The organism is Streptomyces sp. NPDC054794, from assembly GCF_053611585.1.
Genome location: NZ_JBSHAQ010000005.1, coordinates 206009 through 218313, shown reverse-complemented (window position 1 = coordinate 218313; position 12305 = coordinate 206009). Strand labels below are relative to the sequence as shown.

The window sequence follows — 12305 nt, the reverse complement described above, 5'->3', positions numbered from 1 at the left end:
CTGCCCCCTCGCGTCTAGGGTGGCCCTCATGCCGGAGCCGTACATACGCACCGCCCTGCCGGACGACGACGAGGAGTTGGGCGTCCTGGACCGGGCCACCTGGTCGCACCTGCACGCGGTCGTGCCCGCACCGCAGCCGCCGTACGCCCCCTTCTTCGACGACCGCCACAGCGCCGCCGACACCCTCGTCGCCGAGCTCGACCGGCGCATCGTCGGCTACCTCCGCCTGGGCTTCGCGACCCCGCTCGCCGCGAACGTCCACGTCCGCCAGATCCAGGGGCTCGCCGTCGCCGAGGAGGCGCGCGGGCGGGGCGTCGGCCGCGCGCTGATCAGGGCCGCCGTCGAGGAGACCCGGCGGCGCGGCGCACGCCGGATCACGCTGCGTGTGCTCGGGCACAACGCCCCGGCCCGGAAGCTGTACGAGTCCGAGGGGTTCGTCGTCGAGGGGCTGCTGCCGGAGGAGTTCCTCCTCGACGGGAAGTACGTCGACGACGTGTTCATGGGCCGCCCGGTCTGAGGCAGGGGCCGTCCGCCCGGCCCGCCGAGCCCTACGAGGTGACCAGGTCCCCGGTGTCCACCGGCGCCGTCGCGTCCGCCGCGCGCTCGGCGGCGGAGGCCACCTCGTCGGCCGTCAGGACGTAGCCCGTCTCGTCGTCGGAGGTGGAGCGGGCGAAGACCACGCCGTAGACCCGGCCGTCGGCGGTCAGCAGCGGGCCGCCGGAGTTGCCGGGACGGACCGTCGAGCGGATCGAGTAGATCTCACGGGTGACCGTCTCGTCGTTGTAGATGTTCCGGCCCGTCGCCCGCACCCGGCTCGCGACCGTCGCCGCCTGCAGGTTCAGGTCGCCGTCCTGCGGATAACCCGCGACGACCGCCGAGTCGCCGCGGGACGCGCCGTCGTCGAACCGCAGCACCGGGGCGGTCAGCTCGGGCACGTAGAGCACCGCGACGTCCTTGTCCGGGTCGAAGAGCACCACCCGCGCCTCGTACGACCGCCCGACCCCGCCGATCCGCACGCTCGGCCGGTCGATGCCCGCCACCACGTGCGCGTTGGTCATCACATGCCGCGGCGCGTACACGAACCCGCTGCCCTCGCGGCCCTGGTCACCGGAGGCGCCCTCGATCTTCACCGTGCTGCGCCGGGCGGCGTTCGTGGCGCTGGGCGTGACACTGTCCCCGGTGGGCTTGGCGACCTCGGCGGTCGACTCGTTCTCGAACGGGTTGAAGACCTGCGGGAAGCCCGCCTCCGTGAGCGCGGACGTGGCCCCCGAGAACCACGCGGGCGTGGTGTCCGGCATCGCGTCCTGCACCGCGCCGAGCAACGCCGAGTCGCGGATCGCCGTCGTCACCACCGGGGACGAGGAGGCGCCCAGCACGCTCGCCGCCACCCATGCCACGATCAGCACGGCGATCGAGTTGGCGGCCGCCCCGCCCATCCCGTCGGCCACCCGCAACGCCCCCCGGTCCAGCTCGCCGCGCAGCCGCAGCGCCAGCCGCCCCGCCAGCTCGTGCCCCAGCACCGCCGGGACCAGCACCGTCAGCACCGCGGTCACCGTGGCCGTCGTCGTCCCGCGGGTGACCAGGTCCATGATCCACGGCAGGATCCACACCCCGACGACCGCGCCGCCCACGAACCCGGCCAGCGACACACAGCCGGCCACCAGTCCGCGCCGGTATCCGGACGCCGCGTAGACAAGGATCACCAGCGCGAGCAGCAGGTCGAGAAGATCCACGGAGCCGCCTTTCTCTCTGACCCCTACTTACGGGCGGGACGGGCCCAGTGATCAGTAACGCGCGCGTGACCTCCGGGGCCGGTCACACGTGCGTCCACCCACGAAAACGTCGCGGAACGGGACGATGGTTCCGCCAGGTGGCACAGCGCACATCGCGGGCGCCCCCGCCCGGCTCGACAGTGGAACGCATGCGTGTCCCGTGTGTCCTGCGAAGAGCGTGGTGGGCCGAGCGGCGGTCCGCCGTGCGCCTGCCCCGCCACGTCCTGGTGCTGCTCGGCTGCCTGCCCGGCCTCGCCGCCGTCCTCGCGCTGGTCCTGTGCGCCCGGGGCGTCGAGCGGCCGGTCGCCCAGGCGCGCCCCGCCCAGCCCGCGCACGCCCGCCCGGCGGCGCCGCTGCACCCCGCGCCCAAGCCCCGCATCGTGCCCCGGTCGGTCTGGCTGGAACCCACCGCGAGCCACGCCCAGCCGCCGCCGCGCTACGACGACAAGGTCGTCGCGGTCTTCGTCCACCACACCGACTCGCCCAACGGCTACGCCTGCGCCGACGTGCCCCGCGTCATCCGGTACCTGTACGCGGGCCAGACCGGCGCCCGCAGCTGGGACGACATCGGCTACAACTTCCTCGTCGACCGCTGCGGCACCATCTACGAGGGCCGCGCGGGCGGCGTCGAACGCGCCGTCACCGGCGCCCACACCCAGGGCTTCAACCACCGCACCGCGGGCATCGCCGCGATCGGCACCTTCACGGCCGGGGTCCCCGTGCCGCGCGCCATGACCGACGCCATCGCCGCCGTCGCCGCCTGGAAGCTGGGCCTCGCCGACGTCGACCCGCGCGGCACCGCCCGACTGACCTCCAGCAACGGCCACAGCCGCTACGCGGCCGGTACCACCGCCGCCCTGCCCGTCCTAGCCGGCCACAACGACGGCTTCATGACCAGCTGCCCCGGCGCGGCCCTGACGGCCAGGCTCGCGGACATCAGACAGACGGCGGCCCGCCTCCAAGGGCGGCGGTGACCCCCCGGCCCACAGCCAGGCCACAGCCGCCCCGCAGCCCCCTCAGATCCCCGCGCCCCACGCCGGTTCTCTGCGCCGTCGTCACCGTCGTCACCGTCGTCTTGGGTCCGGCCGCCGTCACCGCGTCCGCCCTGGACCAGGCCAACCAGGCGCCCCTGCACCACGCGGTACGGGCCGAGCGGACGCAGGCGTACCTCCCGTCGGACACCGGCCGGCGGCGCACGGCCCCCTGAGGCTCACTCCCGGAAGCGGTCCCACAGCTTGGGGTAGCGCTCGGCCAGGATCCGCTCGTTCTCGAAGTCGAGGGGGGTGCCCTCCGGTTCCGAGGGCGCGGGCGCGATGCCCAGGTCCGGGGCGACCGTCCCGGTGAGCTGCTCGTACGCCTCGTCCGCCGCGTAGCCGAGCTCCTCGCCGTCGCCGTCGATCTCCTCGTCGAAGTCGTCCAGCAGATCGGCCAGCGAGTCCGGGTCGTGCACGGCGCCCTCGAAGGCCTCCCGGCCCTGCCCGATCAGCCAGCACCGGAAGAAGTCGAACGCGTCGTCGCTGGCCCCGTCGAGCAGCACCCAGGCGGCGCCCCACAGGTCCCAGCGGTAGGCGCGGTTGTAGCGGGCCTCGAAGTGACGGGCGAAGTCCAGGACCATCTCCGGGTCCAGCTGCAGGAGCCGCTCCACGAGCAGGTCGGCCTGGTCCTCCGGATCACCCTCGGCGGCCTCGCGCGTGGCGTCCACCAGGTCCCAGAACTCCGTCTCGTCCATCACGCGTCCAGCATCGGGCCTGAGCGGGTGGGGCGCACGTGGAGTGCGGCGGATTGTTATCGGCGCTCGCGGCCGTAGAGTGCGGCGATCCGGGCGGCGTCCCGGGCGAACCGCTCACGCAGGTTCGTGGGGGCCAGCACCTCCACCTCCGGGCCGAGCGCGGTGAGCTGGGTGTGCGCGACCTCTTCGGACTCCACCGGCACGGTCACTCTCACCCACCCGTCGTCCTCGGCCCCGGCCGCGCCCGCCAGTGCCTCGCGCGCGGAGACGGGATCGACGGCGTACGGCAGCCTGCGCACGCCCTCGGCGGACAGCCGGACGACGACCTCGGCCCGCAGGATCGACCGGGCGAACCGATCGGCCTGCCGGGCCCAGAAGCCGGGCAGGTCGAAGTCCTCGTCGCGGTCGAAGCGGGTGCCGGAGGGGTCGACGGAGGTGAATCGCTCGATCCGGTACGTGCGGAACGCCTCCTTGTCCGCGACCCGCGCGCACAGGTACCAGACGCCGGCCTTCAGCACGAGCCCGTACGGCTCGATGTCCCGCTCGACCTCCTTCTCCCCGCGCCGGTAGCGGGCGGTGACGCGGCGGTCGTCCCACACCGCGTCGGCGATCGCGGGCAGCAGCACCGGTGCCTTGGGCTCCCGGAACCAGGCGGGCGCGTCCAGATGGAAGCGCTGCGCCGCGGTGCGGGAGGCGTCGCCGAGGGAGGGCAGCAGGGCCGCCGACACCTTCAGCCGGGCGGCCGAGGCCGCGTCCTCCAGGCCCATCTCGCGCAGCGCGCCCGGCACTCCGCTGAGGAACAGCGCCTCGGCCTCGCCGCGCGCCAGCCCCGTCAGCCGCGTCCGGTACCCGCCGATCAGCCGGTAGCCCCCGGCCCGCCCCCGGTCCGCGTACACCGGCACGCCCGCCTCCGACAGCGCCTGCGCGTCCCGGGCCACCGTCCGCTCCGACACCTCCAGCTCACGGGCGAGCTCGCCGCCGGTCATGGAGACCCGGTTCTGCAGGAGGAGCACCATCTTGATGAGACGAGCCGCGCGCATGGAGCCATGATGCCGGGGCCGCCGGCAAAGGGAGCCACTCATGCCGAAGGGGTCGGCAGCCCATGGCTGCCGGCCCCTTCGATCCGCGTTACAGGCCGTACTTGTCGCGCGCTTCCTTCACCGACGTCGCCTTGACCTCGCCGCGCCGGGCCAGCTGGGCCAGGGCCGCGACGACGACGGACTGGGCGTCGACACCGAAGTGGCGGCGGGCCGCCTCACGGGTGTCCGACAGGCCGAAGCCGTCGGCGCCCAGCGAGGAGTAGTCCTGCTCGACCCACTGCGCGATCTGGTCCGGGACCTGGCGCATGTAGTCGGAGACCGCGAGCACCGGGCCCTCGGCGCCCTGCAGGGCCTGCTGGACGTACGGGACGCGCTCCTCGCCGCGCAGCAGGGCCGCGTCCGCCTCCAGGGCGTCCCGGCGCAGCTCCGTCCAGGACGTCGCCGACCACACGTCGGCCGCCACGCCCCACTCCTCGGCGAGCAGCTTCTGCGCCTCAAGGGCCCAGTGGATGGCCGTGCCGGAGCCGAGGAGCTGGATGCGCGGGGAGTTGGCCGCGGGGGACAGGCCCGCCGACTCCGCCGTGTTGAAGCGGTACAGGCCCTTGACGATGCCCTCGTCGACACCGGGGCCGGCCGGCTTCGCCGGCTGCGGCAGCGGCTCGTTGTAGACGGTGAGGTAGTAGAAGACGTTCGGGTCCTCGCCCGGTGCCGCCTCGCCGTACATACGGCGCAGACCGTCCTTGACGATCGTCGCGATCTCGTAGGCGAACGCCGGGTCGTACGTCAGCGCGGCCGGGTTTGTCGCGGCGATCACCGGCGAGTGGCCGTCGGCGTGCTGCAGGCCCTCGCCCGTCAGCGTCGTACGGCCCGCCGTGGCGCCGACGAGGAAGCCGCGGCCGAGCTGGTCGGCGAGCTGCCACATCTGGTCGGCCGTGCGCTGCCAGCCGAACATCGAGTAGAAGATGTAGAACGGGATCATCGCTTCGCCGTGCGTGGCGTACGCGGTCGACGCGGCGATGAAGTCGGCCATCGAACCGGCCTCGGTGATCCCCTCGTTGAGGATCTGGCCGTTCTTGGCCTCCTTGTAGTACATCAGCTGGTCGCGGTCGACCGGCTCGTACGTCTGGCCCTTGGGCGAGTAGATGCCCAGGGACGGGAAGAGCGACTCCATGCCGAAGGTGCGCGCCTCGTCGGGGACGATCGGCACCCAGCGCTTGCCCGTCTCCTTGTCGCGGACCAGGTCCTTGATCAGGCGGACGAAGGCCATGGTGGTGGCCACGTTCTGCGAGCCGGAGCCCTTGTCGAAGGAGGCGAACGCCTTCTCGGAGGGGGTCGGCAGCGGGGCCGGCGGCTGCGTGCGGCGGGCCGGGGCCGGGCCGCCGAGCGCCGCGCGGCGCTCCTGGAGGTACCGGACCTCGGGGGAGTCGGCGCCCGGGTGGCCGTAGGGCACCTGGCCGTCGGCGAAGGCGCTGTCCGGGATCGGCAGCTCCAGCAGGTCGCGCATCGTCTTGAACTCGTCCACCGTCAGCTTCTTCATCTGGTGGTTGGCGTTCTTCGACGCGAAGCCCTGGCCGAGCGTGAAGCCCTTGACCGTCTGGGCGAGGATCACGGTCGGCGCGCCCTTGTGCTCGACGGCGGCCTTGTAGGCGGCGTACACCTTGCGCGCCTCGTGACCACCGCGCGAGAGGTGGAAGCACTCCAGGATCTTGTCGTCGCTCAGCAGCTTCGCCAGCTCGACGAGCGCCGGGTCCTTGCCGAAGAAGTCCTGGCGGATGTAGGCGGCGTCGCGGGTCTGGTACGTCTGGACCTGGGCGTCCGGTACCTCGCGCAGTCGGCGTACGAGCGCGCCGGTGGTGTCGAGCGCGAACAGCTCGTCCCAGGCGTTGCCCCACAGGCTCTTGACGACGTTCCAGCCGGCGCCGCGGAACTGGGCCTCCAGCTCCTGCACGATCTTGAAGTTGGCGCGGACCGGGCCGTCGAGGCGCTGCAGGTTGCAGTTGATGACGAAGGTCAGGTTGTCCAGGCCCTCGCGGCTCGCCAGCGCGAGTGCCGCCGTGGACTCGGGCTCGTCCATCTCGCCGTCGCCGAGGAAGGCCCACACGTGGGAGGCGGAGAGGTCCTTGATGCCGCGGTTGGTCAGGTAGCGGTTGAAGCGCGCCTGGTAGATCGCGGACAGGGGGCCGAGGCCCATGGAGACCGTCGGGAACTCCCACAGCCAGGGCAGGCGCCGCGGGTGCGGGTACGACGGGAGTCCGTTGCCGCCCGACTCCTGGCGGAAGTTGTCCAGGTGCCGCTCGTCCAGGCGGCCGTCGAGGTAGGCGCGGGCGTAGATGCCGGGCGACGCGTGGCCCTGGATGTAGAGCTGGTCGCCGGAGCCGTCGCCCTCCTTGCCCCGGAAGAAGTGGTTGAAGCCGGTCTCGTAGAGCCAGGCCGCGGAGGCGAAGGTGGCGATGTGGCCGCCGACGCCGTACTTGCTGCCGCGGGTGACCATCGCGGCCGCGTTCCAGCGGTTCCACGCGGTGATCTTCCGCTCCATCTCCTCGTCACCGGGCACGATCGGCTCGGCGGCGGTCGGGATGGTGTTGACGTAGTCCGTCTCCAGCAGCTTCGGCAGCGCGATGCCGCCCTCCTCGGCGCGCTCCAGCGTGCGGCGCATCAGGTACGCGGCACGGTGCGGCCCGGCCTCCCTCGCGACGGCGTCCAGGGAGGCCTGCCATTCGGCGGTCTCCTCCGGGTCGCGGTCCGGGAGCTGGTCGAGCGCGCTCGGCTGGATGGCCTGGGGGTCGGTCATGTCGCCGCCTTCCTCAGTCGAAGGGGGTTCCCTCATCGGTAAGGGTTCGGGGTTGCCCTTGGTCTTTGGCAGGACAGGGCAGAGGGCTCGGGTGGAAGCCCGTCGGCGACTGTAACTCCCTGATCGATGATCGATCAAAGGTTTCAGGCCCAAAACCTCTCGATTCCGAGAAAGTCGGCACGGGGTGCCTTGGGTCGTGGCACCGGGTGACGCTTTTGGGCAGGGTTTTCGCAGGTGAGGCAGCGTTTGAGCGGGGGAGCGCTCGCGTGTTCCTCAGGCCCGCGGCGCGCAGCCCAGGACGTGGGACTTCACCAGGTCGGCGATGCGCGGATCCCGTCGCTTGAACGCGGCGACCAGTTCCTCGTGCTCCTCCGCGTACGACTGCTGCACCGTCCCCAGCCACCGGATCGACAGGGCCGTGAACACCTCGATGCCCAGCCCCTCCCAGGTGTGCAGCAGCACCGAGTTCCCCGCCGCCCGGACCAGCTCGCGGTGGAAGGCCACCGTGTGCCGCACCTGCGCCGTGCCGTCGGCCAAGCGGTCGGCCTCGTAGAGCGCGGCGACATGCGGCTCCAGCGCCGAGCAGTCCTGCGCCAGCCGCTCCGCCGCCAGCTCCGCCGCGATGGCCTCCAGACCGGCCCGCACGGGGTAGCTCTCCTCCAGGTCGGCCGCCGTGAGGTTCCGCACCCGTACGCCCTTGTTCGGCGCGGACTCGATCAGCCGCAGCGACTCCAGCTCGCGCAGCGCCTCCCGCACCGGTGTCTGGCTGACCTCCAGCTCGGTCGCGATCCGCCGCTCCACGATCCGCTCGCCCGGCTTCCAGCGCCCGCTGACGATTCCCTCCACGATGTGCTCGCGGATCTGCTCGCGCAGCGAGTGGACGACGGGCGCGGTCATGAGGGCTCCTTCACGGAGGGGCCACAGGCCCCCGAGGGCGTTTGACGTTTAGACAATAAGGCCGGAGCGCGTTTCGGGAGGGGCGCACGCGGGCGCTTACCCGCAGGTGAGACGAGACTTACACGCTTCTCGGGGCGGCTTGTTCCGTAAAGCCCCGTGCCGGACCGGCAGCGGAGCCGTCACCACCGTGTCACCGAGTACTCACGGACAGAACCCCCGACGGCCGACGCGTGTCGCGGTCGGCAGAGGGGTTTCCGGCAGGGGTACCCCCTCGGCACGACTGGGGGAAGCGATGGGCATCCGAGGGCGGGCCGCACGGCTCGGCTGCGCGGTCACGGCGGCCGCACTGGCGGCGGTCATGGGGATCACGGCGTGCGGACCCACGGGGTCGGGCACGGACCGGCCCCGGCACGGCAAGACCAAGAAGGTGAAGACCAAGGCGGCGGGCGCCGGGGCCGGCACCGTCCTGACGGCGGGCCGGGGACAGCCCGCCGGACCCGGCGGCGCCTGCGTCTTCGTGAAGCCGGACGGCGCCCAGAAGTTCGGCCACGTCGGCTGGGGCTTCCGCATCGCCGGCACGAAGCGCTGGGAGTACGGCGCGGTCGAGAACCCCACCAACAAGCTGTACACCCCGCCCGGCGGCGACATCGGTGCCTGGCACGCGCGGGGGTCGTACGACCGCATGCTCGACGACATGGCCCGCGACGCCTTCCCCCAAGCTCTCGGCTCCGCTCGAACAGGGGGGACCCCCATCCCCGGCAAGTCCACGCACCCGTACAGCCGTTATCGCTGCACGTCGTCCTCGACGAGCGACGTGCGCGCGGCCCGGAGGATGATCCGCACCGTCGAGGGGCGCGGCTTCCTCGTCGGCGTCGATCCGCGGACCGGCGAGCTCACCTCGCGGGACTGCCTCGACGCCACGTACGACGTCCTGAAGGCGTACCGCACCGAGGACCTGACCCCCGCGCCCCGCCTGTACATCCCCAACGTGTGGGTGGAGACGCTGGTCACCTGGTCCGACGGGAGGCTGACCCGCAGGTGATACGACGGTGCCCCGCCCGGAGAGGCTCCGGGCGGGGCACCGCAGGGCAACGACGAAGGCCTACAGGCCGAGCTCGACCTCGAACTCGCCCGCCTCCAGGATCGCCTTGACCGCGGTCAGGTAACGGGCCGCGTCGGCGCCGTCCACCAGACGGTGGTCGTAGGAGAGGGTCAGGTAGGTCATGTCGCGGACGCCGATGACCGTGCCCTCCTCGGTCTCGATGACCGCCGGGCGCTTGACCGTGGCACCGATGCCGAGGATCGCGACCTGGCCCGGCGGCACGATGATCGTGTCGAAGAGCGCGCCGCGCGAACCCGTGTTGGAGATGGTGAAGGTCGCGCCGGACAGCTCGTCGGGCGTGATCTTGTTGGCGCGGACCTTGCCCGCGAGCTCCGCCGTGGCCTTGGCGATGCCGGCGATGTTCAGGTCGCCCGCGTGCTTGATGACCGGGGTCATCAGGCCCTTCTCGGAGTCCACCGCGATTCCGACGTTCTCGGAGTCGAAGTAGGTGATCGTGCCCTCGGCCTCGTTGATCTTGGCGTTGATGACCGGGTGGGCCTTCAGCGCCTGGGCCGCCGCCTTCACGAAGAACGGCATCGGCGAGAGCTTGACGCCCTCGCGCGCGGCGAACGAGTCCTTGGCCTGGGCGCGCAGGCGCATCAGGCGCGTGACGTCGACCTCGACGACCGACGACAGCTGGGCCTGCTCGTGCAGCGCCTTGACCATGTTGTCGCCGATGACCTTGCGGATGCGCGGCATCTTGACGGTCTGGCCGCGCAGCGGGGAGACCTCAAGGGCCGGGGCCTTCTTGGCCGGCGCGGCAGCGGCGGCCGGAGCCGGGGCAGCGGCGGCGGCCTTCGCGGCCTCGGCGGCGGCGAGGACGTCCTGCTTGCGGATGCGGCCGCCGACGCCGGTGCCCTTGACGGTGGCCAGGTCGACGCCGTTCTCGGCGGCGAGCTTGCGCACCAGCGGGGTGACGTAGGCGCCCTCGTCCGTGGCCTGCGCGGCGGCCGGAGCGGCCGGGGCCGGGGTGACCGGAGCCGGGGCGGCGGCGACCGGGGCGGGCGCGGGCGCCGGAGCGGCCGGAGCCGGAGCCGGGGCGGCCGGAGCCACGGGGGCGGCCGGAGCCGGAGCCACGGGGGCGGCCGGAGCCGGAGCCGGGGCAGCGGCGGCGGGCGCCGGGGCCGGAGCGGCGGGGGCCGGGGCAGCGGCCGGAGCCACACCCGGGGCGCCGATGACGGCAAGCTTGGCGCCGACCTCGGCGGTCTCGTCCTCGCCGACCACGATCTCCAGGAGCACGCCGGAGGCGGGCGCCGGGATCTCGGTGTCGACCTTGTCGGTCGACACCTCCAGCAGCGGCTCGTCGGCCTCGACGCGCTCGCCCTCGGCCTTCAGCCAGCGGGTGACAGTGCCCTCGGTGACGCTCTCACCGAGCGCCGGAAGGGTTACGGAAACCGCCATGGTTTCGGTTGCTCCTTACGAATTGCGGAAGTCTGTGTCGTCGCGCCCGAAAACTGAAGGCGTCAGTCGTGGGAGTGCAGCGGCTTGCCGGCCAGGGCCAGGTGCGCCTCGCCGAGCGCCTCGTTCTGCGTCGGGTGGGCGTGGATGAGCTGCGCCACCTCGGCCGGCAGGGCCTCCCAGTTGTAGATCAGCTGAGCCTCGCCGACCTGCTCGCCCATGCGGTCGCCGACCATGTGGACGCCGACCACGGCACCGTCCTTGACCTGGACGAGCTTGATCTCGCCCGCGGTGTTCAGGATCTTGCTCTTGCCGTTGCCCGCCAGGTTGTACTTGAGAGCGACGACCTTGTCCGCGCCGTAGATCTCCTTGGCCTTGGCCTCGGTGATACCGACGGAGGCGACCTCCGGGTGGCAGTACGTCACCCGCGGGACACCGTCGTAGTCGATCGGAACCGTCTTCAGACCGGCCAGACGCTCCGCCACCAGGATGCCCTCGGCGAAGCCGACGTGCGCGAGCTGGAGCGTCGGGACCAGGTCACCGACGGCGGAGATGGTCGGGACGTTCGTCCGCATGTACTCGTCGACCAGGACGTAACCGCGGTCCATGGCGACGCCCTGCTCCTCGTAGCCCAGGCCCTGGGAGACCGGGCCACGACCCACGGCGACGAGGAGGACCTCCGCCTCGAACTCCTTGCCGTCGGCGAGGGTGACCTTGACACCGTCCTGGGTGTACTCGGCCTTCGAGAAGAAGGTGCCCAGGTTGAACTTGATGCCGCGCTTGCGGAAGGCGCGCTCAAGAAGCTTGGAGGAGTTCTCGTCCTCGACCGGGACGAGGTGCTTGAGGCCCTCGACGACGGTGACGTCCGAGCCGAAGGACTTCCACGCCGAGGCGAACTCGACGCCGATGACACCGCCGCCCAGGATGATCGCGGACTTCGGTACGCGGTCCAGGACCAGGGCGTGGTCGGAGGAGATGATCCGGTCGCCGTCGATGACCAGACCCGGCAGCGACTTCGGCACGGAGCCGGTCGCGAGGAGCACGTGGCGGCCCTGGACGCGGCGGCCGTTCACGTCGACGGAGGTCGGGGAGGACAGACGGCCCTCACCCTCGATGTAGGTCACCTTGCGGGAGGCGATGAGTCCCTGCAGGCCCTTGTACAGGCCGGAGATGACGCCGTCCTTGTACTTGTGGACGGCGGGGACGTCGATGCCCTCGAAGGTGGCCTTGACGCCGAACTGCTCGCTCTCGCGGGCCTGGTCGGCGATCTCGCCCGCGTGCAGCAGGGCCTTGGTGGGGATGCATCCCCGGTGCAGGCAGGTGCCGCCGACCTTGTCCTTCTCGATCAGGGCGACGTCCAGGCCCAGCTGAGCCCCGCGCAGGGCCGCGGCGTAACCACCGCTACCACCGCCGAGGATCACTAGGTCGAAAACGGTGCTGGCGTCGTTCGCCACGTCACGTCCTCCATGCATGTGCGCCACGCCGGTCTTCGACGACCGGTCGGCGGCTGGTGTCCGGCCGCTCTTCTTCGGCCCTGTGGTGGGGGCCCTGTCCTGCCGGGCTCCATCTTCGCACT

General features: G+C 72.1%; 11 protein-coding genes. 4 read left to right on the top strand and 7 right to left on the bottom strand.

The genetic code is table 11. The annotated features are described in order from the left end of the window. The first annotated feature begins 28 nt into the window (after nucleotides 1–28). A complete protein-coding gene (locus ACWGKT_RS07390) occupies nucleotides 29–517 on the top strand; it encodes an N-acetyltransferase family protein (RefSeq protein ID WP_453272843.1) in 489 nt (162 codons plus the stop codon). A gap of 31 nt (nucleotides 518–548) precedes the next feature. On the opposite strand, the gene ACWGKT_RS07385 is transcribed toward ACWGKT_RS07390, so the two are convergent. Beyond that, on the bottom strand, nucleotides 549–1733 hold the full coding sequence (locus tag ACWGKT_RS07385; protein ID WP_356141830.1) for a MarP family serine protease: 1185 nt from the start codon (nucleotides 1731–1733) through the stop codon (nucleotides 549–551). Nucleotides 1734–1921: 188 nt separating this feature from the next. Between ACWGKT_RS07385 and ACWGKT_RS07380 the strand changes: the two genes are divergently transcribed. Both ACWGKT_RS07380 and ACWGKT_RS07375 read left to right on the top strand, forming a co-directional pair. Then, a complete protein-coding gene (locus ACWGKT_RS07380) occupies nucleotides 1922–2746 on the top strand; it encodes a peptidoglycan recognition protein family protein (protein WP_453272842.1) in 825 nt (274 codons plus the stop codon). Nucleotides 2747–2847: 101 nt separating this feature from the next. Then, nucleotides 2848–2979, top strand: a complete 132-nt coding sequence (locus ACWGKT_RS07375) for a hypothetical protein (RefSeq protein ID WP_453272841.1) — start codon at nucleotides 2848–2850, stop codon at nucleotides 2977–2979. Between the two features lie 3 nt (nucleotides 2980–2982). Here ACWGKT_RS07375 and ACWGKT_RS07370 read toward each other — a convergent pair whose 3' ends face one another. The 4 genes from ACWGKT_RS07370 to ACWGKT_RS07355 form a co-directional block, all read right to left on the bottom strand. Then, entirely contained in the window at nucleotides 2983–3501 is a 519-nt protein-coding gene (locus ACWGKT_RS07370) for a DUF4240 domain-containing protein (protein ID WP_235456421.1), read from the bottom strand. 56 nt (nucleotides 3502–3557) lie between these two features. Next, nucleotides 3558–4541, bottom strand: a complete 984-nt coding sequence (locus ACWGKT_RS07365; RefSeq protein WP_453272840.1) for a helix-turn-helix transcriptional regulator — start codon at nucleotides 4539–4541, stop codon at nucleotides 3558–3560. Between the two features lie 88 nt (nucleotides 4542–4629). Continuing rightward, a complete protein-coding gene (gene aceE, locus ACWGKT_RS07360) occupies nucleotides 4630–7332 on the bottom strand; it encodes a pyruvate dehydrogenase (acetyl-transferring), homodimeric type (RefSeq protein WP_453272839.1) in 2703 nt (900 codons plus the stop codon). Between the two features lie 273 nt (nucleotides 7333–7605). After that, complete coding sequence (locus tag ACWGKT_RS07355; RefSeq protein ID WP_356141840.1) at nucleotides 7606–8229, bottom strand: GntR family transcriptional regulator; 624 nt, start codon at nucleotides 8227–8229, stop codon at nucleotides 7606–7608. A 292-nt stretch (nucleotides 8230–8521) separates the two neighbouring features. Between ACWGKT_RS07355 and ACWGKT_RS07350 the strand changes: the two genes are divergently transcribed. Then, nucleotides 8522–9271 carry a hypothetical protein gene (locus tag ACWGKT_RS07350; RefSeq protein ID WP_453272838.1) on the top strand — a complete coding sequence of 250 codons (750 nt, stop codon included), beginning with the start codon at nucleotides 8522–8524 and terminating at the stop codon, nucleotides 9269–9271. A gap of 60 nt (nucleotides 9272–9331) precedes the next feature. Here the strand turns inward: ACWGKT_RS07350 and sucB are convergent, their stop codons facing one another. Together sucB and lpdA are read right to left on the bottom strand one after the other, a co-directional pair. Then, nucleotides 9332–10732: a 2-oxoglutarate dehydrogenase, E2 component, dihydrolipoamide succinyltransferase gene (gene sucB / locus ACWGKT_RS07345; protein ID WP_453272837.1), complete on the bottom strand. Its 1401-nt coding sequence runs from the start codon at nucleotides 10730–10732 to the stop codon at nucleotides 9332–9334. Between the two features lie 62 nt (nucleotides 10733–10794). Beyond that, nucleotides 10795–12183 (bottom strand): dihydrolipoyl dehydrogenase, encoded by a 1389-nt coding sequence (lpdA, locus tag ACWGKT_RS07340; RefSeq protein WP_235454790.1) that lies wholly within the window; start codon nucleotides 12181–12183, stop codon nucleotides 10795–10797. Nucleotides 12184–12305 lie beyond the last annotated feature (122 nt).